17 protein-coding genes are annotated in these 19465 nt (G+C 55.7%); 5 read left to right on the top strand and 12 right to left on the bottom strand.

The window, feature by feature from the left end; all coding sequences use genetic code 11:
* Window positions 1-93 precede the first annotated feature (93 nt).
* Genes ACRRUX_RS17060 through ACRRUX_RS17050 form a run of 3 tightly spaced genes read left to right on the top strand, consistent with a single transcriptional unit; the run spans window position 94 to window position 3111 of the window.
* On the top strand, window positions 94-612 hold the full coding sequence (locus ACRRUX_RS17060; RefSeq protein WP_432532533.1) for a putative 4-hydroxy-4-methyl-2-oxoglutarate aldolase: 519 nt from the start codon (window positions 94-96) through the stop codon (window positions 610-612).
* A gap of 9 nt (window positions 613-621) precedes the next feature.
* Complete coding sequence (locus tag ACRRUX_RS17055) at window positions 622-2448, top strand: AsmA family protein (RefSeq protein WP_432532531.1); 1827 nt, start codon at window positions 622-624, stop codon at window positions 2446-2448.
* A complete protein-coding gene (locus ACRRUX_RS17050; RefSeq protein WP_432532529.1) occupies window positions 2449-3111 on the top strand; it encodes a BsuPI-related putative proteinase inhibitor in 663 nt (220 codons plus the stop codon). It begins immediately after the preceding gene.
* A gap of 183 nt (window positions 3112-3294) precedes the next feature.
* Here ACRRUX_RS17050 and ACRRUX_RS17045 read toward each other — a convergent pair whose 3' ends face one another.
* Window positions 3295-4842, bottom strand: coding sequence for a LysM peptidoglycan-binding domain-containing protein (locus ACRRUX_RS17045; protein ID WP_432532527.1), 1548 nt, complete (start codon window positions 4840-4842; stop codon window positions 3295-3297).
* A gap of 131 nt (window positions 4843-4973) precedes the next feature.
* Window positions 4974-5750, bottom strand: a complete 777-nt coding sequence (gloB, locus tag ACRRUX_RS17040; protein ID WP_432532525.1) for a hydroxyacylglutathione hydrolase — start codon at window positions 5748-5750, stop codon at window positions 4974-4976.
* A 154-nt stretch (window positions 5751-5904) separates the two neighbouring features.
* On the opposite strand from gloB, the gene ACRRUX_RS17035 reads away from it, so the two are divergent.
* Window positions 5905-6660: a class I SAM-dependent methyltransferase gene (locus tag ACRRUX_RS17035; RefSeq protein ID WP_432532523.1), complete on the top strand. Its 756-nt coding sequence runs from the start codon at window positions 5905-5907 to the stop codon at window positions 6658-6660.
* 2 nt (window positions 6661-6662) lie between these two features.
* Entirely contained in the window at window positions 6663-7574 is a 912-nt protein-coding gene (locus ACRRUX_RS17030; RefSeq protein ID WP_432532521.1) for a LysR substrate-binding domain-containing protein, read from the top strand.
* A 144-nt stretch (window positions 7575-7718) separates the two neighbouring features.
* Here the strand turns inward: ACRRUX_RS17030 and hypA are convergent, their stop codons facing one another.
* From hypA to ACRRUX_RS16980, 10 genes are all read right to left on the bottom strand, one after another.
* Window positions 7719-8063 carry a hydrogenase/urease nickel incorporation protein HypA gene (gene hypA, locus ACRRUX_RS17025; RefSeq protein WP_432532519.1) on the bottom strand — a complete coding sequence of 115 codons (345 nt, stop codon included), beginning with the start codon at window positions 8061-8063 and terminating at the stop codon, window positions 7719-7721.
* Window positions 8063-9076, bottom strand: a complete 1014-nt coding sequence (gene hypE, locus ACRRUX_RS17020; RefSeq protein WP_432532517.1) for a hydrogenase expression/formation protein HypE — start codon at window positions 9074-9076, stop codon at window positions 8063-8065. Before hypE ends, hypA begins: the two co-directional genes overlap by 1 nt.
* A 4-nt stretch (window positions 9077-9080) precedes the next feature.
* Window positions 9081-10217: a hydrogenase formation protein HypD gene (hypD, locus tag ACRRUX_RS17015; protein ID WP_432532601.1), complete on the bottom strand. Its 1137-nt coding sequence runs from the start codon at window positions 10215-10217 to the stop codon at window positions 9081-9083.
* 5 nt (window positions 10218-10222) lie between these two features.
* Complete coding sequence (locus ACRRUX_RS17010; protein ID WP_432532515.1) at window positions 10223-10465, bottom strand: HypC/HybG/HupF family hydrogenase formation chaperone; 243 nt, start codon at window positions 10463-10465, stop codon at window positions 10223-10225.
* The gene (gene hypB, locus ACRRUX_RS17005; RefSeq protein ID WP_432532513.1) at window positions 10465-11247 is read right to left on the bottom strand and encodes a hydrogenase nickel incorporation protein HypB; all 783 of its coding nucleotides are present in this window, start codon (window positions 11245-11247) and stop codon (window positions 10465-10467) included. The genes ACRRUX_RS17010 and hypB overlap by 1 nt, the downstream gene beginning before the upstream one ends.
* A gap of 17 nt (window positions 11248-11264) precedes the next feature.
* Window positions 11265-13727 (bottom strand): carbamoyltransferase HypF, encoded by a 2463-nt coding sequence (gene hypF / locus ACRRUX_RS17000; RefSeq protein ID WP_432532511.1) that lies wholly within the window; start codon window positions 13725-13727, stop codon window positions 11265-11267.
* 4 nt (window positions 13728-13731) lie between these two features.
* Window positions 13732-15468 carry a hypothetical protein gene (locus ACRRUX_RS16995; RefSeq protein WP_432532509.1) on the bottom strand — a complete coding sequence of 579 codons (1737 nt, stop codon included), beginning with the start codon at window positions 15466-15468 and terminating at the stop codon, window positions 13732-13734.
* Window positions 15469-15729: 261 nt separating this feature from the next.
* Complete coding sequence (gene cybH / locus ACRRUX_RS16990) at window positions 15730-16422, bottom strand: Ni/Fe-hydrogenase, b-type cytochrome subunit (RefSeq protein ID WP_432532507.1); 693 nt, start codon at window positions 16420-16422, stop codon at window positions 15730-15732.
* Window positions 16423-16430: 8 nt separating this feature from the next.
* Window positions 16431-18137, bottom strand: coding sequence for a nickel-dependent hydrogenase large subunit (locus ACRRUX_RS16985; RefSeq protein ID WP_432532505.1), 1707 nt, complete (start codon window positions 18135-18137; stop codon window positions 16431-16433).
* A 2-nt stretch (window positions 18138-18139) separates the two neighbouring features.
* Entirely contained in the window at window positions 18140-19279 is a 1140-nt protein-coding gene (locus ACRRUX_RS16980; protein WP_432532503.1) for a hydrogenase small subunit, read from the bottom strand.
* Between the last annotated feature and the right edge of the window lie 186 nt (window positions 19280-19465).

The raw sequence follows: 19465 nt of genomic DNA, 5'->3' as shown, positions 1-19465 counted from the left end.
CAACCGTTTTTGTGAGATTTTTCTTACGTTATGTGCCTTGAACACGGGAATTGAAATGATTAGGCTGAAAACTCATCGACAAGGAGGCGAGATATGTTGGACTTATTACCTGATATTTGTGATCTGTGGCCACAGGAGTGTCATTTATTGCCACTGGCATTTAAGCAATATGGCGGCAGAAAGATATTTTACGGTGAAGTGGTAACAGTAAAGTGCTTTGAGGATAATTCCAGGGTCAAAGAGTTGCTGGCCACTCCGGGCGCCGGCCGGATATTGCTGGTAGATGGCGCGGGCTCCTGTCGCAGGGCGTTACTGGGGGATTTGATCGCGGCCTCCGCCGCGAATCATGGCTGGGCGGGTGTAGTGATTAATGGGGCCGTCAGGGATGTTGGAACGCTGGCCACTATCGACCTTGGAGTGCAGGCGCTGGGCGCGGTGCCATTCAAGACCGAGCGCAAAGGTGTGGGCGAGACTCAGATTGATGTTGATATGGGGGGAATAACAGTTTCGCCGGGTATGTACCTCTATGCCGACAGTAATGGCATACTGGTAACCAACCGTGCGCTGGATCTCAGTCAACTGGCTGATTTTCAGCCGTCCTGTCTGACATAAGGAAACGCTATGAAAGTGCTTAAGTGGCTGGTGCTGGCCTTTGCCGGGTTAATACTGGCATTGGTCTTATATTTGACCCTGTTTTTTAATCCCAATGACTTTAAGCCCGAAATTATCGACCAGGTCAAGGCGCATACCGGCCGAACCCTGGCAATCAAAGACGATTTGAGCTGGACCTTTTTCCCGACACTTGGGATCCATCTGGGCGGGATCAGTTTTTCCAACCCACAAGGGATGGCGCCTGAGCAAATGATGACTGTCGACACTATTGTTGCCGAAGTGGCGTTGATGCCACTGCTGAGCAAACAGGTCGATATTCAGGCGCTGGAGCTCAAGGGGCTGACGGTGAATCTGGTGACCGCCAAAGACGGTCGCACCAGTTTTGACGGACTGGCAGGTGATGGCGACAAATCTGCGGCCACGCGTTCAGAGAGCTCTGGCAGCTCAGACACTCAGGGACTGGCGGGCCTGAGTGTCGGTGGCGTGAATATCGCCAGTGCCAAAGTCAATATCATCAATCAGCAGACCAACACCACCCATGAGTTCAGTCTGGACAGTTTCACGCTGGGACAATTCTCTTTGGGTAAAGCGGCTGAGCTGGCCTTTCGTGCCAGTGCCAAATTGCCACAGCTGGATATGACTGCCAGCGGCAAGGGCAGTTTGTTGCTGACAGCCGATTTTGGGGCGCTGAGCCTGAAAGGGCTGACACTGGAGACAGATCTTAAGGGGCTGGGTATTCCCAATGGCAGCCTGAGCTCAGTGGTAAATGCCGATGTTGAGGTTGACCTCAAAGGACAGCAGGCCAGTCTGGCGCTGGCGCAGTTGAAAGTAGGCAATATTGAGGGCAGTGGCAAAGTCACTGCAGCATACGGCCGTAAAGTTCCGGCGCTGGATATGACCCTGAGTCTGGGTGATATCAACCTCAATGACTGGCTGGCTGCCGACAATAAAGATGCGGCTTCTGCGAGCGCAGACAAGGGCCAGCAGGCGCCTGCTAAAGAGCCGGATTTGTCCGGTATGAAGGCGGCTGATGTGACGGCCAGTTTGACGGTAAAATCCATTTCTCTGGATAAACTCAAGACCAGCCAGTGGCAATTGGCGCTGGCGCTGAAAAACGGTGTGCTGGATGTGAAGAATCTGTCTGCCAACCTGTATGACGGACAGCTCAAACTTTCAGCCAGCCTGGATGGCCGAAATCCAGTTGCCAGTTATCGTTTCGAGCAGTCGCTCAGCGGTGTCCAAATCAGGCCATTGCTGACGGATGCGGCCGATATCGACTTCCTCTCCGGCAATGCCAATTTCTCTGTCTCCGGCAGCGGTCGAAGCCTGGTCCCGGAAGCGCTCAAGCGCAATCTGAACGCCAATGGCAAATTTGCCATTAATGATGGCTCCCTGTATGGCGTGAATATCCCTCAGATGATCCGCAGCGCCGAAGCCAGGCTGAAGGGCGACCTTAATGCCACCGGCAAGGAAGAGCTGAAGACCGACTTCACCAGTCTGACCGGTAATTTTTCGATGAACAATGGCGTGGTGAATAATCCGGATCTGGATATGCAGTCGCCACTGCTCCGGGTGATGGGACAAGGCGATGCCAACATTGTTGAGCAGACGATAGATTACAATCTGACGACCCGACTGGTCGCTTCGCTGGAAGGCCAGGGCAACGATGGTGCACTTAAAGGCGTGGATATTCCGCTGACCATTACCGGCACCTTCGCCAAGCCTGAATTTGCGCTTAATACCGAAGCCCTGCTTAACAATAAGGTGAAGGATGAGATCAAGAAGCAGGAAGACAAGCTGAAAAACAAGCTGCTGGAAAAGCTGGGGGGATTCTAAATGTCGACCACCCGAATAGGGATGGTATTGGCGACAGCTGTGTTCGCTCTGGGGGGCTGTCATGCCCAGAGCGACGCTTTGGCGGATAAGCCGCAGTCGCCGCTGTCCCGGCAAAGCCAGGCCCAGTCCGATGACGCCGCGCGTCAGCAGCAACAACCCGGGCGCAGTGGCTCAACAGAGATACGTCAGCTGGATAAGAATGAAGGGGTAAGGCAGGCGCTGACAATGCCTGAGCACCCTGATTCTCCGGGAGGGCAGCAAACCATGGTTTCGGATGCGATGGCAAAAGACACACTCCTTACCGGTCAATTGCAGATAAGTGACAAGCCTTCGGCGCGGGGATTGACCGTGATACAGCTGCTTATCAGCAATCCACAGAGTCATGGTGTGCCCATGCAATTTAACTCGGGAATGACGGGCGATCTGTGGCTGATGTCTGCCAAAGGAGAGCGGCTCTGGGCCTGGTCGGATGACATGATGTTTACCCAGGCACTGCGTGAGGTAACGCTGGCTTCCGGCAAGACCATGACAGTGAATTTCGATATTCCCGCCAAGGTGATGGAGCGCGTCCGGCCGGGCGATTACTGGCAGGCCAGTTTGACGGGCCACAACACTGAGTCCTCCAGACCGCTGCTGATGCCGCAGACGCTGGCCATCAAATGATGGTGCGTCATCTGTTGGTGTGATGAGTTAGGTCGCGTGCCCCAAATATGTTAACCCAATAAAATGCCCCCAATTCTGAGCGTTCAGGATTGGGGGCATTTTCATGGACGATGATGCTCACTGTTGCAGTGCAACTCATTGGCACGATAACAGCAGTATATTGGCTCTGCGTCTGCTGCGTTGTTACACGCTCATCTTGGTCACATCGACATACAGCTTGAGCATCTGACCGGGTTGCAGATATTTCTTGCTGTCCAGCCCATTCCAGCGCAGCAAATCGGCGACTGTTACGTTGAACTTATCTGCGATCCGCGCCAGAGAATCCCCGGAGCGCACTTTGTAGTTGACTGTGCGCATCACAGAAGACTGAGTCTGGTTCTGAGCAACCTTGTTGGTCCAGATCACCAGCTTTTGACCAACCTTCAATGGATCTTTGGGGGCCATGCCGTTCCAGGATGCCAGTTTGGCCACAGTCACATTGTTGGCTTTGGCGATTTTCCACAGCGAATCACCACTTTTGACCTGATAGTCGATCTTGTAATCAGCACGTTTGACACCCTGTTTACGCGCCAGACGCTGATCCGATGACAGGGAGTACAGCTCAGGATCTTTTGCCGCTACCGGGATCAGCAAATGCTTGCCCGCGGCGATGGTGTTGCCTTCGATGTTGTTGACCGAGCGGATCACATCTATGGTGGTGTGATACTTGTTGGCGATCAATCCCAGACTGTCTCCGGACTTGATCTTGTATCTCAGCCAGTGCAGGCGCTCGCTGGAATCGGTATCAGCCAGAGCCAGCTTAAAACCATGAGCCTTGTCGACCGGCACCACCAGTTTGTGGGGGCCGTCTGGCGAGGTTGACCAGCGGTTGTAGCCCGGGTTGAGTTTATGCAGCGACGACAGCGGCATATCCGCCAAATCGGCAGCAAAGGACAGATCGATTTGACTGCCGACATCAATCACTTCCACTGCAGGTTTGTTGGCAATCGGTGCCAGAGTAATGCCGTATTTATCGGCATTTTTGATGACATCGGCCAGCGCCAGCAGTTGAGGCACATAACGCTCAGTCTCCCGGGGCAGATCCAATGACCAGAAGTCAGTGGCTTTTCCTTTGCGCTGATTATGTTTGACCGCATTGAGCACCCGGCCTTCGCCGGTATTGTATGCGGCAATGGCGTACAGCCAGTTACCATTGGTTTTGCCGTGCAGGTACTGCAACATATCCAGTGCGGCAATGGTCGCCGCCGGCACATCCCGGCGACCGTCGTACCACCAGTTCATTTCCAGACCGAAGTGCCTGGCCATGGGCGAGGTAAATTGCCACAGGCCTGAAGCTGATCCGTGGGAATAGGCAAAGGGGTCGAAAGCGCTTTCCACAATCGGCAGCAGTGCCAGTTCTACCGGCATATTGCGCTTTTCCAGCTCCTCAACAATCAGATACATGAAGGGTTCGGCACGCTCAGACACCCGGGCCAGATGCTCGGGGTGACGGATGTACCAGTCACGGTATTGATTGACCAGTTTTTTGTCGGGAATGGGCATCTGCATGTTCATGCGGATACGCTCCCATACATCAGTAATGATGATGGGGGCGGGCAGTGGTGCTTCCGGCACCACAGGCGGCGTCACCAGTGGTGCCGTCACGGTGTGTTTGACCTGCTCGCTGTCCATACTCTGGCAGCCAGTCAGCAGAGCAATTCCCCCTGCCATACATATAAAAGATAAACGCATTTACCGGAGCTATCCTGTATTGTTCTAGAGTATCTTATTGTTTATTCTTGGATTATCTCCAATCTGAAAATGGCATGATTGGCCATTCAGAAAAACCTACTCATATAAAGTCGGCTAGTCTACCCGATAACTCAGAAATTGTCTTTCCAGCGGCGCAGCAGGGCGAAGGCTCTCACAGTATCGGTGATTTCCTGATCCCAGTGCTGAGTCAGCGCCTGGCGGATATGATGGTCATTCAGTCGCAGAAACGGATTACAGGATAATTCCCTGGCCATTGATGACGGCAGGGTTGGCTGGCCCTGCGCCCGCAGTGCTTCACATTCCTGTTGATAAGCGGCGATGACCGGATTGCCGGCATCGACGGCTCCGGCAAATCTGAGGTTACTTAAGGTGTACTCGTGGGCACTGTAAACCTTTGTCTGGGCAGGCAACTCCGCCAGACGGGCCAGAGAGCGTGTAAATTGTTCCGGCGTTCCTTCAAACATCCGGCCACATCCTGCAGAAAACAGCGTATCACCGCACAGCAGATTGCCGTCACATACATAAGCCAGATGATCCAGCGTATGGCCTGGCACGGCGAGCACACGTACAGTCACATCCAGTCCGGGTAATACCCGCTGTTCATTGTCGGGGAGGGCCAGGGTGATACCGGGGATCTGAGGATTATCCGGCCCCCACACTGCCAGTTGCTCAAACTGGGCTTTAAGCTGACCGATACCCCCGGTATGATCACTGTGATGATGGGTAATCAATATACCTTCAAGTTGCAGTCTGTGTTCCTGCAGGAAAGCCAGTACCGGCTGGGCATCGCCCGGGTCCACCACCCAGACCCGATCATGCCCGGGACGACTGAGACACCAGATATAGTTGTCATCGAAGGCAGGAATGGCGGTAATCATCAGTGACATCTTGTGTTTCCTTAAAAAACATGAGCATTGGCGGGAGTTTACCCCCCTAAAGACTTGCCTGTATACGCTTTTCGTTTTATAGGTATAGAGGCCTTGTGTATGCGAGGTTTCCACACATTTTCTGCCATTCAGATTGGCAGCAATGGAGTCGTATTTGTCCAGTTCTTCCTATCGACACACCACCCCGGGACCGTCTTGCTGGCAGGATTTCGCCAACGGCGAGCATTTGCAGATGTGCCTGCAGCAGGCGCTAAGCCCTTGGTGGCCGCGGCTGTTTGGTTATCATCTGCTCAAGCTCGGCCCGCTGAGCGCCGCCATGGATGCCAGCCACAGCAGTATTTCCCATCAAATTTGCCTGCATGATGCAGCCGGCGCCTCTGTGGTAGCCAATACCACTCAGTTACCGCTCAGACATGCCAGCGTGGATGTAGTGCTGGCTAATTTTCTGCTGGAATTTGAGGCCAACCCCTACCAGTTGCTGCGCGAAATTGACCGGGTACTGATTTCCGGCGGCACGCTTATCCTCAGCGGTTTCAATCCCTTAAGTCCTGCGATATTGGGTAAATTGTTGCCCAGATATCAGCATGTCTTACCCTGGCGCGGTCACTTTTATTTGCCGTCACGGGTCAAGGACTGGCTGGCGCTGCTGGGTTATCAGGTTATCTGCGATGAGCGTCTGGTGTATCACCCGTTGTTTGGTCATGTCGATAAAGGATTGATGTGGCAGCACGGTCTGGAGTCCTGGCTGCCGGGCAGCGGCAGTGTCTTTTTGCTGGTGGCGCGCAAGCTGGACAGTCCGCTGACGCCGGTGCGGGAGAAGCGCAAGGCTCGCAAACCCCACTGGCAGACGATCCCTTCTGCGGGCAGAGTGGGACGCTCTCACCCCTGCGTGACAGGGAAAGATGACTGACGATGCGGATCACTCTGAAACAATTGATGGTATTTGATGCCATTGCACGCAGTGGCCAGGTCGCAAAGGCGGCGGAGCTGGTCAGTCAGTCGGCGCCGGCAACGTCGATGGCACTGGCCGAACTGGAAAAACAACTGGATACCCGCCTGTTTGAGCGGCGCGGCAACCGTTTGCATCTTAATGCGCAGGGGGCGCTGCTGTTGCCGCTGGCTTCCGATGTGCTGGAGCGGGTCAATCAGATTGAGCACGCGTTCAGCGGACATGGCGAGCAACTGGCTGGCAAGCTCTCAGTCAGTGCCAGTTCCACTATAGGAAACTACCTGCTGGCGCCGGCCGTCGTGGCCTTCAGTGAGGCCTGGCCCAAAGTGCAGGTTGAGCTGTCCATCTGCAACACCCAGGAAGCCATTGAGGCGGTGGCCGAGGGCCGCAGCGAGATGGCTTTTATTGAAGGTATCTGTCTTGACCGGCGCCTGAGCATTGATGCCTGGCACAGCGATAATCTGACCATCTTCTGCTCGCCGGCTCATCCTCTGGCAGGCCGGCGGGTAGCGTTGTCGGCACTGGCCAATGAACGTTGGGTGTTGCGGGAGTCGGGCTCAGGAACCCGCGAAGTATTCCTCAGCGCCGTGATGACCAAGGGCCTGCATCCGGATATTCATTTCAGTTTTGGCCGCCCCGAGGCGGTGAAACAGGCGGTCAGACAGGGACACCTGATGGGCGTACTGTCTTCGTTGACGCTGGCACAGGAGCTGGAGCGGGGGGAATTGGCCGAGGTGAAAGTGGATGATTTGGCGCTGAGCCGGCCGTTCAGCCGAATCCGTCATACCGGGCGCAATGATTCCGCCCTGGGCCGTGCCTTTTACGATTTCAGTCTCGATTGGCTGGCCGGGCAGGGGCTTTTGGCGGCTGGATAGCGTCCGATGGGCCAGTTGCGCATTTGCTTTTTTGCGTATTGAAGCCCTAAGGGGCGTGCAGAAACCGCTGCAGTCAGAAGCCGGTGCATACAGGCAATAAAAAATCCCGTGTTGGCGGGATTTTTTATCAGGGTGTTTGTGTGCTTAAGTCACCAGCTCCAGCTGCATCAGGTACAGGTCTTCGCCATCCGTAACCCGGGTGTTGAAACTGCCACAATGAGGGCAGACCACGGTGCGGTTACCCGGCGTTGCAACCTGATTGCAGTCAGTACAATGCAGCGTCAGGGGTTGCAGTTGCAGCTCAAGCTCGGCGCCGCGGCACACACCTTCTTCTTTGAAGGTATCAAAAGCTGTTTGTAAAAGCGCAGGCTCAACCCCACTCAGCTCTCCTACCTTAACCACTACCCGCGCAACGCCTTTGGCGGCATTTTCCTGCACATGCTGCTGACACTGCTCAATCAGCGATGAGACTATCGAATATTCATGCATCAGCAAATCCTTGGCAGCAGTTCACCGGCAGGCAGCTCCAGATAACGGCTTGACCCCCATGGGGAGGTGAGGATGACCTTGCCCGGATTGGCACCACTGACCTGACCTATCACTGCGGCATCGGGGCAGCAGGGCAGGGCTTGCAAAGCCGTCAGTGCCTGCTGCGCCTGATGGGCAGGCAGAGCGATGACAAAGGTGCCCTCATTGGCCAGATCATAAGGTTCAAAACCGTACAGCTCACACAGTCCCCGAACCGGATCGGCGACCGGAATGGCCTGCTCCTGCACGTCAATACCTACGCCGGAGGCCTGACTCCATTCGTTGAGCACGGCCGCCAGGCCACCTCGGGTAGCATCACGCATGGCATGGATCTCAAGGCCTGCATCCAGCAGCGCCTTGACCGCCGGCCACAGCGTCGCACAATCCGAGGTCAGCTCTGAGTCCAGCTCCAGTCCTTCGCGTCCCATTAAAATCGCGGCGCCATGACGACCGATATCCCGGGAGATCAGGACGGCATCACCGGCTGTCAGGGCGTGGGAGGAGATACCCTGATGTTGAATATGACCGACGCCGGTGGTGGTGATAAACACCCCATCGGCACAGCCTCTGGGCACGACTTTGGTATCGCCGCAGACAATCCGGGCACCACTGACGGCGAGCTCGGCAGCCATGGACTCAACGATGGTGCGTAAATCCGCCAGCGCAAACCCTTCCTCGATAATGAAACTGGCTGCCAGATATTCGGGTTTGGCAGCCATCATGGCCAGATCGTTTACCGTACCGGCAATCGCCAGCTTGCCGATATTGCCACCGGCAAAAAACAGTGGCGACACAGTGAAAGCGTCAGTGGTGAAGGCACACTGGCCAGATAGCATCAGTGCGGCCGCATCCTCTTCACGACACAGCAGAGGGTTGTCGAAGGCCTTGAAGAACAGAGACTTAATCAGCTTATTCATCTCCTGTCCGCCACCACCGTGGCTGAGCTGGATGGCCTTGTCAGGTTGTTTTTGCATTGGATTACCTCTTGTTGCCCCTAACGGGCAGATCCCTGGCATAACGATAATAGGCGTTGCAGGCACCTTCGGAGCTGACCATACAGCTGCCCAGCGGATTCTGCGGATTGCAGCCGCGGTCAAATACCTTGCAGTCTTTGGGTTTGGCCAGACCGCGCAGGATGTCGCCACATTGGCAGGCCTTGTGGTCATTGATTTCCGTGGTTGGCAGCAAATGTGCGTACTTAACCTCGGCATCCCGGTGGGCAAAAGCGTCTTTGAGTTTCAGCGCCGAATGAGGAATGGGACCAAGGCCGCGCCAGCGGAAACTGTCTCTGATATCAAAGCAGCTGGCTACCAGAGCCTGGGCGGTGGTGTTGCCCGCTGGGGTGACCGCACGGTTGTACTGGATATCCAGCTCAGCCTTGCCCTGGGCTTTCTGTCGCACGATGCGCAGGATGGATTCCATCACATCCACAGGTTCAAAACCGGCAACCACTACAGGAGTCTGATATTGCTCCACGGCGCTGCGATAGATTTCACTGCCGGCGATGACGCTGACGTGGCTGGGACCAATAAAGGCGTTCACCCGCACGGCCGGATCGGCCATCACCGCATCAATCGCAGGAGGGACCAGCACATGGTTGATGTGAAACAGCAGATTGTTGATACCCATGGCTTCTGCCTGTTGCAGCAGTACCGCGGTCATCGGCGTAGAGGTTTCAAAACCGATAGCGAAAAACACCACGGTTTTGTCCGGATTTTCCCGGGCAATGGTCAGCGCATCCAGCGGATCGTACAAAGGGCGGATATCTTTACCCGCAGCCCGGTGCTGCGCCAGACTGCCGTTGGAGCCCGGGACCCGGATCATATCTCCCAGCGTGACCAGAATGACATCGCTTTGAGAGGCCAGTACTGCGGCGTGATCAATCCGCTCTTTGGGCATAATGCACACAGGGCAGCCAGGACCATGAATAAATTCGATATTGTCCGGCAGCAGCTGCGGCAGGCCATATTTCATGATGGTGTGGGTATGACCGCCACACACCTCCATAATACAAACCGGCTCAGTGCAGGCCTGCGCCTCAACCCTGATGGCATCGGCCAGATGCCGGATGGTTTGCGGATCGCGAAAGCCATCATAGAGAGATTTGAGTTCCAGTTGACTCAAGAGGCTTCTCCTTCGAGTTTATCGACAATTTCACGATACAGGGCCAGGCTTTCCAACGCGGCCTGTTCGTCGATTTTGTTCATCACAAAGCCGATATGGATAAGCACATAATCACCAATAGTCAGGGGTTCACCCATCAGGTGACAGCTGACTTTGCGGCGCACGCCCATGGTATCGACGGTAACCGCATGTTCCTCGGCATGAACTTCAACGACCCGGGAGGGAATGGACAGACACATTAACAGTTACCCCGGTTGGCGGCGATCCAGCCGGCAACGGTCTGCATGGAGGCCGCGTCTTTGATGGACACCTCAAGCACCAGTGCCTGAGGATTGAGCTTTTTCACCTGTTCACGGGCAGCTTCAACGCTGAAGTCGAAGTACGGCAGTAAATCGCATTTGGTGATCAGCACCAGATCGGCACGGCGGAACATGACCGGGTATTTCTCAACTTTATCGTCACCCTCAGGTACGGATACCAGCACGATATTTTTGTGGGTACCCACATCGTAGCTGGCCGGACACACCAGATTACCGACGTTTTCCACAAAGCAGACATCCAGCGGATCCAGCGCGATATGGTGCAGGGCGCTGTGTACCATAAAGGCATCCAGATGGCAGGCGCTGCCGGTCTGGATCTGGAAGGCTTCAATGCCTTTGGCCTTGAGACGGTCGGCGTCACGACTGGTTTCCAGATCGCCCTCGACCACAGCATAATTAAGATCCGTGTACTCTTTGAGATGCTCAAGCAGGGTGGTTTTACCGCTGCCGGGGCTGCTCATCAGGTTAAAGGCAGTAACCCCATGGGCTTCAAAATGCTCCCGGTTATGGGCGGCTTCCATATCATTCTTATCCAGAATTTTATGGATAACAGCCAGCGTCTTGCTGTCATTGAGCTGAGGATTGCTCATCACATTGGCGTCATGTCCGTGATCATGGCTGTGATCATGATGGTGGCCGTGATCATCATGAGCGTGGTGATGTGCTCCCCTAGGCAGGGAACAACCGCAGTCTTTACACATACTTCTTCCTCTTTGTACTACTGCTGTAAACAGGTATTGAATGACACGTCGCCCGAATGCGGCGCCATGTCCGTAAGATGTTTTTCGCCCTGATGAATACCATACCAGAGTTGTCCCAGTGCGACACCGCCATCGTTAACCGGAACCAGACCGGGAGATAACAGGGTTCGGCCTGCCGCGCGCAGTTGCCGGCGACACAAGGTAAGCAGCAGGCGGTTCTGGAACACGCCGCCGGTAAGCACTATGGGCAGATCCGGGTATTGGGCAGCGCGCTGGGTAACCAAATCCGCCAGCGCCTGATGAAAGCCAAGGGCGATGTGGCCGCGCCGCTCATCATTAAGGGGCATGGCAAGCGTCGCCTGCAGCATCTGCGCAAACAGTGACTCACAGTCCCAGACCAAATGCTTTTCAGCATTCAGACACACGGGCAGGCTGAAATGGCAATCTTCAGACTGCGGCTGACCGCTTTGCTGTATGGCACTTGCCAGCGCTTCCAGTTTCATTCCTGCTTCGCCTTCGAAGGTGGTGACTTCCACCAGTCCCAGCAGGGCGGCGAGCGCATCAAACAACCGGCCTACACTGCTGGTGGCGATACAGCTTTGCTGCTTATTCCACAATGTGTGCAGGTTTTGCAGCAACGAGGCCGGTTTACCTGAGAGCACCTTCAGTGGCAGGGTCAGGATCTCCTGAGGTGACAGCCGATTGAACAGCAGTGATGGCAGCAGTCGCCAGGGCTGTTTGACCGCCTGCTCCATGCCAATCAGGGAAAAGGGGGAGAGATGCTCCAGTCGCCGGTACCCCTGAGTGTCACACAGTAACAGCTCACCGCCCCACAGGGTGCCGTCATCCCCAAGTCCGGTGCCATCGAAACTGAATCCCAGCACCTGAGAGTCAAGCTTGTTGGCGGCCATCACTGCCAGCACGTGGGCGAAATGGTGCTGTACCTGCAGTGGCTTGCCGGTGATTGCCTGGTCGGTGTGGCTGACCGCGGCGCGGCCCATTGCCCAGCGGGTGGTGGCGTAATCCGGATGGCGGTCGCAGCAAATACGCTGTGGCTGAATTTGATACAGGCGCTCGAAGGTCGCCAGCGTTTGCTGAAAATAAGCCTCCGCCTGCAGTGAAAACAGATCGCCAATATGAGGGCTCAGTATCATCTGATTGCCGCTGCACAGTGCCAGGGTGTTCTTTTGTTGAGGACCGGTGGCCAGCGTCAACGGATATCCCTGGCTGTTTGGCGATGATGCCAGCGGTAGGCTGAGCGGTGCATAACCTCTGGCAAGGCGGATTACCTGCAGCTCGCCATCAATCACCTGCACCACGCTGTCATCACAGCCGTTGATAATGGGCCTGTCATGATCCAGAACACAGTCAACCACCAGTCCCAGGCGGGTCGTCAGGGTGTCGCAGTCTGTGATAATGGGTTCGCCGGAAATATTGGCACTGGTTGCCACCAAAGGGCGATTGAGCCTGGCCAGCAGCAGATGGTGCAGGGGAGTATAGGGTAAAAACAGACCCACCCGACCAAGCCCGGGGGCGATGCTGTCGGCAAGCGACGCGCTGCCTGAGCTTTCCTCCAGCGCGCTGTTCATCTTGGCTTTGCCCATCTGGGCCTTGTCCATCAATACAATGGGGCGCTCGGCGCTGGCAAGCACCTGCCACTCGGCATCGCTGCCATCGGCAAGGCGTTTGGCGGTGTTGATATCCGCTACCATCACCGCCAGCGGTTTGCCCTGACGGTGTTTGCGCCGGCGAAGGCGTTCAACGGCCTGTTGATTTTGCGCATCCACCATCAGATGAAAGCCGCCCAGTCCTTTGACGGCAAGAATTTGTCCATCCTGCAACGCCTGAACTGCCTGCTCCAGCGCCTCGTCTTTTTGGGCCCGGATGCAGCCATCCGCGGTTTTCAATGTCAGCTGCGGGCCGCAGTCAGGACAGCTGACCGGCTGCGCATGATAACGGCGGTTGAGCGGATCGCGGTATTCCGCCTCACAGGCGCTGCACATGGGAAAGCCCGCCATAGCAGTGCCGGGGCGATCATAGGGCAGGCTGCGGATAATGCTGTACCTTGGGCCGCAATTGGTGCAATTGGTAAAGGGATAGCGGAAATAGCGGCTTTTGGGGTCATTCATGTCCGCCAGACAGTCACTGCAGCAGGCTTTATCGGCCGACACGCTGACGCTGATGCTATCCTGCTGCTGGCTTTGAATAATCTCAAAACCGGCTTCATTATCAACAGGTTCGATAGGAGTGATGGTGATGGTATCCAGCCGGGCGAGTGGCGGCCGGTCATCATCCAGTGACGCGATAAATTCATTGACCCGGTTATCACTCCCCTGACACTCAATGATCACCCCGGCACTGCTGTTTAGCACAGTGCCGCTGATCCTGTGGTGCATGGCAAGACGATAGATCCAGGGGCGGAATCCCACCCCCTGAACGATGCCGGTAATCTGAATCCGCCGGCGTTGTAATGGCACCATGAGGTTATTCCGCGCTGCGCGCCGCAAACCGGCGACGTTTAAGGTACAGTGCGCCGGCGGCGTAGTTGGCCCCGACTAAAGGCAACTTGTGGTTGGCCAGCAGCGGGTAATTTTTGCCGATACGGATAGCCAAACGCTGGGCGAGACACTCAAAGGCCATCTCATCGCCACACAAGCCAACGGCGCAGATGCCAAATTTATTGTCCAGATGCTCAATCCAGTTGGCCAGATAGTCCGCCAGTGAATCAAATACCCCAAAGGCGATTTTACCGGCATCTTCGGGCTCAACCAGGCGAAACGCCATCAGCGACCCCAGGGTGCGTTTCCAGTCTATGGTCAGGCCCGAATCATTTTTGATCAGCGGATAGTCGATTCGCGGTGCGCGGCGACCGGGAATTTCCATGGCACAGGCTTCCAGCGCATCTGCCAGTTGGCGATGATCCATTGTGCGCAGCCCTCGACCGTTTTTATCCAAATCCAGCAAAAGCGCGCAAAGCGCCAACAGACCGGTCAGCGTACCGGCAAAGGCGCCGCTGTTAAACTGCTCGACCCGGGCAATCACTTCCGGCCAGCGGGCGGCGAATTTTGTGGTTACCTCGGCCTGCTCGCCTGCCATCAACTGTGAAAGCACTTCTGCGCCGCGTGTTGGCAGTGATGGCAACGTCAGGAAGGTTTGCACCTGTCCCTGATTATCCGTATGCACCAGCTTGCCTTCGCAGTCGCCGGTAAAGTGCAGCGCAGCAGTATTGGGCGCTGAGTCCAGCACCAGGGTTTTCATCCCGTGTTCCAGGTTGATGGCGTTGAGAGCGCAATGGGCCAGGGTGTCGGCGTCTTGCGCGCCACGAGGTGCGGGACTGAAACTGATCACTTTCTTGCGCCAGTTTGCCTGCCAGCCTGCCAGCTGCACACTGTCATGCAGCGGCTCTGGTGCCGGTGAGAATGGCGTTGGGCGAGGCTCTGTCAGCGGACTCCATTTGCCGGCGATCCGCGCAACCAGCGGGCGCTGCATTTCACCCTCGAGACACACGAGGGCGAGCCAGGTGATACCCCGTTGACGCAGGCGTTCACACAGCACAATAAGCTCACGATTCCAGGGGAAACACAGCCGGTATCGGGCCAGAGGCAGTGACTCATCAGGTGATTTATTGCGGCCCAGCACCGCTGGTTTTTCGATGGCGGACAGCGCCAGTGTCTGCTCAGCGCTCAGTTGGAACAGCGGGTTGAGCATGTTGGGGTTACAGATCAGCAGGGATTGGCTGTCATCCCGGGCTTTTAAGCTCAGCACGGCGCCGCCCACGGTGACGCTGTCGCCGCCAAGCAGAGTTTGCAGCAGCGCGGCAGTGTTATCCTGTGTATCCAGCCAGTGCGTTTCGCCCTGACACACAGGGCAGGGCAGCGCCAGCTGACCGAACTGAGGTGATTGATTGTCACCAAACCGGGGGTGACAGTGACTGCAATAATCCTGGAACTGGCCGCTGATTGGCAGTGGCTGACGGGTTCCAAGTCGTTCGGCAGCAACCAGAATACGGCTGTCAGTCAACCAGACTGACAGTGGAAACTCACCGGCTATCTCTTCTGCCAGGCGCTCAAGTCCGGCTTGATCATCTTCCTGCTCCAGCACATAGCCAGTGGCAGTGCGGGCGACGGTGAGGTCGGGATACCGGGTCAAAAACCGGTTGCACAGGTGCGCGTAAAAAGGGATGTCCCGACTGCATTCAAATTCAAATCTGACTAACTTCATGTCTTGTGATCTTTATGCTCAGTGGCGTTGACAGATATCCGCCTGCAGGGGCCAAAGGCGCTGCTGCGGGCAGATGTGATGGGGCTTTGCAGATCGGCGATATTCCGCCTGCAACAGCAAAAAACGGCTGACGAAAACCGGCGGCGCGCAGACAATCGCGCTGTCGCCAAAATGAACCGCTGCGCTCAGGTGTATCTCAGCGCAGCGGTGGTGTTGATAACCCAGGTACTTCAAATTCATGGGAATACTGATACGTCTCTGTCAGTGTTGCTGATCTTTGGGCAGATAGTTATAACCGGAGACAATCGAGTCTACAGAGTTGTGTTTGAAGCGGATACCCGTCCAAACTGCCATGTAAACATGAATGACCACGAAAATAATAAACGCCCAGGTGACATAGTGATGCCATAATCTGACCACGGCCAGACCGCCCATCCACTCGGTGATCAGCATTGCCGGTTGCCACAGGGTTCCACCCAGTCCCTGATGGTAAACGTTGGCATACAGCACCAACCCGGTAACACACATAAAAATCGCCGCCAGGGTGATACCGAAATACACCATAAACTGCAACGGACCATAGGCACCGGCATGGGGATTGTGCCCCATCCACAGGTAGGCCTTGAGTTGTCCTTTCCAGGCTTTAAGGCTGATAACATCGGCAAATGAACGACGTTCAATGTTGTCTTTGCTGAAAAAGAACAGGTACACCCGGCTGACGGTTACGGCGATCAGGATAAATCCGAAGATCTCGTGTGCCATGCGGATCCAGCCCTGCACCAGTACATCGCTGCTTTGCGGTGCCACCAGAAATGGCCAGGCGATGTAAAATCCGGTGATCACCAGCGCCAGAATTGACAGCGCCCGCAGCCAGTGACACACGCGGATAATGCCGGAGAAGATATGCAGCCGCGCGTAGGCGGTCTGATCTGAAACAGCTTTGCTGTGAGCCATAGGACCTCCTATTGGCAACCTGTTGGATCGACACGAAACTCGCTCAAACTGCGACCTTTGTGATCCATCACGTGTACCGAGCAGGCCATGCAGGGATCGAAGGAGTGGATCACCCGGATGACTTCCAGCGGTTTTTCCGGCTCCAGCACCTTAAGGCCAATAAGCGACGCTTCATAGGGACCTACTTTACCTTCACCGTCAATGGGACCGGCATTCCAGGTGGTTGGCACCACGGCCTGATAATTCTCCACCAGCGCACCTTTAATGCGGATCCAGTGACTGAGCAGACCTCGCGGTGCTTCGAGCATGGCGTAGCCTTTGTACTCTTTATCCGGATCGATAGTGGGTTGGATATAGGTACTCTGATCTGAGTTGACATTGGTTACCAGCGCATCGAAGGTGCGAATGCAATTGCGGGAGGTCACCAGGCACTGCAGCATGCGCGCTGCGGTGCGCCCCAGCGTTGAGAACAGGGCTTCTTTGGGCAATCCGGCCTGTGTCAGGAAGGTATTAACAGCATCGACCACCTCTGGCGTGCCTCTGGCGTAGTTGACCAGAATGGCAGACAAAGGCCCGACTTCAACCGGCTCTCCACCGTATCGCGGTGATTTGACCCAGGAATATTTACCCGCTTCATCAACGGTTGGCAGCGGGCCATAGACAGTGTCGCGCTCAATGAAGGGGGTGTGCTGTGGAATCGTAGTCCCATCCCAGGGCTGTTGTGGACCGGGGGCAGTGTACCAGGCGTGGCTGACGTCCTCTTCGATCATCATGGGATCGACATCTTCCACCTTTGACAGATCGCCGTTGCGGATCACACCTTGTTGATACAGAGTGGTGTCCGGACCGAGCAGCAGTTCGTCGGTGGCCATAAAATTACGTACATTGGCGCCGCCAAGAACACTGGCTTCGGTTTTGAAGGCTTCGGCGGCCATCAGCACATCCGGATAGTAGCAGCGCTCGACAAATTCTTTGACGTACTGCCATTTTTGCTGCCACTCTTGCAGCCGCGCCGGATCGAGCATATCCCGTACCGAGGTGATACCACCGACCACAATGGATTGCGGATGGGGATTTTTTCCGCCGAATACCGCCATCATTTCGGCAGCAGTGCGCTGAATTTTCAATGCCTGGAAATAGTGGCTGAGGCCTATCAGGTTTTGCTCCGGGGTGAAGCGGTAGCTCTTATTGCCCCAGTAGGCATTGGAGAAAGGCCCGAGTTTGCCGGAGTCCACCAGCGCCTTAACCTTTTCCTGCACTGAGCGCAATTCACCTTCGCCGGCAGCCATGGGGACTTGGCTGTATTGCATGGCGACCTGAGCGGCCTTTGCCGGATCGGCACTGAGGGCAGAGACCACATCAATCCAGTCCATGCCCGCCAGAATATAAAAGTGCACGATATGATCGTGCATGTGCAGCGAATCAAACAGTAATGAGCGGATGTATTTGGCGTTGGGTGGCACCTGCGCGCCAATGGCATTTTCCACCGCCAGGGTACCGCACAGATAATGGGAATAGGTACAGACGCCGCAGATCCGCTGCGCCAGCAAACCCACATCAAATGGGGTGCGGCCCTTGAGAATAATTTCCAGCCCCCGAAACAGGGTAGAGGAGGCCCAGGCTTTCTGAACGACGTTCTCCTCGTTCAGTTCAACTTCAATTCGCAGGTGGCCTTCAATGCGGGTGATGGGATCAATGACAACACGTGTATTCATGGTTATTTGTCCTCATAGGTGCCTGCGAAAAGACTGCCGATGGCATGGGCGCCAATACCCACGGCGGTCAGCCCGAGAATGACGGCGCCAACGGTATCTGCAGTGGCGTCCAGTCCATGGAGCAACTGGCGACCCAGCGGCTTTTCAAAGTCCGCCATGGTGTCCCAGAAATCCGGCTCTGAGCAGCCCATGCAGCCGTGACCGGACAGTACCGGCCAGCTGGTATGGGCGTTGAAGCGCTCTGTGGGGCAATTGTTATAGGTGTAGGGCCCTTTACAGCCGACTTTGTACAAACAGTAACCCTGCTTGGCGGCTTCATCCCCAAACACTTCAACAAACTCACCGGCATCGAAGTGACCGCGACGTTCACAGTTATCGTGAACCCGGGCACCGTAGGCCCATTTGGGGCGGTTGAACATATCCAGCGCCGGTAGCTTGCCGAACATGATGTAATACATCACCGTGCCGGTAATATTGACTTCACTGGGTGGGCAGCCTCCAAGGTTGATGACCGGTTGGGTCAGCAATTTGTGGATGCCTTTGGCGTCGGTGGGATTGGGCGCGGCTGCCTGCACACCGCCAAATGACGAGCAGGTACCCACGGCAATAATCGCGGCGGCGCCGGCGGCGGCCTCCTGTAGCAGTTGCATACCTGTGGTGGCTTTGGGACCTATAGTGAGGAAGGTGCCATTATTGGCGGTCGGTACCGCGCCTTCGACCGCCAGCAGGTAACGGCCATGATATTCACTGATGGCATGCTCGAGATTCTGCTCCGCCTGCATACCCGCCGCGGCCATCAGCACTTCCTGATATTCCAGTGACACATAATCGAAGATCAGGGTAGAGACATCCGGGGTGGTCGCCCGCAGCAATGATTCACTGCAGCCGGTGCATTCCGCCATGTTGAGCCAGATAAGCGGCACCCTGTCGGCCAGTTCGGCGGCTTCTGCCACCAGATTGGAAAATGGCAGGGGCAACGCCAGCATGGCGGCAGTTGCGGCGCTCCACTTCATAAAGTCGCGTCGGCTGATGCCATGATCTTTCAGCTTTTGTTGCAGGGAGACGGGGTTAATGGGGGGCAGGGCACGTAACTCGGCGAGGCGTTGTTGCCCCTGTTGGTACAGAGCAGCATGAGTATCCATTGGTTAACCTTTTGTCAGCATTGAAAATCTAACCGGGAACCGCACGTCACATCATTTCCGTCAGTCTAATGTAGAAACACTGCATGCGGTGTGATTCATGTCACGCATGTGATGAAAATGTGATAACTGATTTAAGCGCTTTTTGTTCATGCTGTCTATTGAGGTAACCAAAAGTTGATGGCCCGC

The organism is Shewanella sp. GXUN23E (genome assembly GCF_050865035.1).
GTDB lineage: Bacteria > Pseudomonadota > Gammaproteobacteria > Enterobacterales > Shewanellaceae > Shewanella.
This window is presented reverse-complemented; position numbering and strand designations above follow the sequence as displayed.

Excerpts from the sequence above, each read along its gene's own strand:
- ACRRUX_RS17050 (WP_432532529.1), top strand. The coding sequence starts at position 2,449 with ATGTCGACCACCCGAATAGGGATGGTATTGGCGACAGCTGTGTTCGCT.
- ACRRUX_RS16980 (WP_432532503.1), bottom strand. The coding sequence starts at position 19,279 with ATGGATACTCATGCTGCTCTGTACCAACAGGGGCAACAACGCCTCGCC.
- cybH (WP_432532507.1), bottom strand. The coding sequence starts at position 16,422 with ATGGCTCACAGCAAAGCTGTTTCAGATCAGACCGCCTACGCGCGGCTG.
- ACRRUX_RS17010 (WP_432532515.1), bottom strand. The coding sequence starts at position 10,465 with ATGTGTCTGTCCATTCCCTCCCGGGTCGTTGAAGTTCATGCCGAGGAA.
- ACRRUX_RS17060 (WP_432532533.1), top strand. The coding sequence starts at position 94 with ATGTTGGACTTATTACCTGATATTTGTGATCTGTGGCCACAGGAGTGT.
- hypB (WP_432532513.1), bottom strand. The coding sequence starts at position 11,247 with ATGTGTAAAGACTGCGGTTGTTCCCTGCCTAGGGGAGCACATCACCAC.
- ACRRUX_RS16995 (WP_432532509.1), bottom strand. The coding sequence starts at position 15,468 with ATGAAGTTAGTCAGATTTGAATTTGAATGCAGTCGGGACATCCCTTTT.
- ACRRUX_RS17055 (WP_432532531.1), top strand. The coding sequence starts at position 622 with ATGAAAGTGCTTAAGTGGCTGGTGCTGGCCTTTGCCGGGTTAATACTG.
- ACRRUX_RS17030 (WP_432532521.1), top strand. The coding sequence starts at position 6,663 with ATGCGGATCACTCTGAAACAATTGATGGTATTTGATGCCATTGCACGC.
- hypE (WP_432532517.1), bottom strand. The coding sequence starts at position 9,076 with ATGCAAAAACAACCTGACAAGGCCATCCAGCTCAGCCACGGTGGTGGC.
- hypA (WP_432532519.1), bottom strand. The coding sequence starts at position 8,063 with ATGCATGAATATTCGATAGTCTCATCGCTGATTGAGCAGTGTCAGCAG.
- hypF (WP_432532511.1), bottom strand. The coding sequence starts at position 13,727 with ATGGTGCCATTACAACGCCGGCGGATTCAGATTACCGGCATCGTTCAG.
- ACRRUX_RS17045 (WP_432532527.1), bottom strand. The coding sequence starts at position 4,842 with ATGCGTTTATCTTTTATATGTATGGCAGGGGGAATTGCTCTGCTGACT.
- ACRRUX_RS16985 (WP_432532505.1), bottom strand. The coding sequence starts at position 18,137 with ATGAATACACGTGTTGTCATTGATCCCATCACCCGCATTGAAGGCCAC.
- gloB (WP_432532525.1), bottom strand. The coding sequence starts at position 5,750 with ATGTCACTGATGATTACCGCCATTCCTGCCTTCGATGACAACTATATC.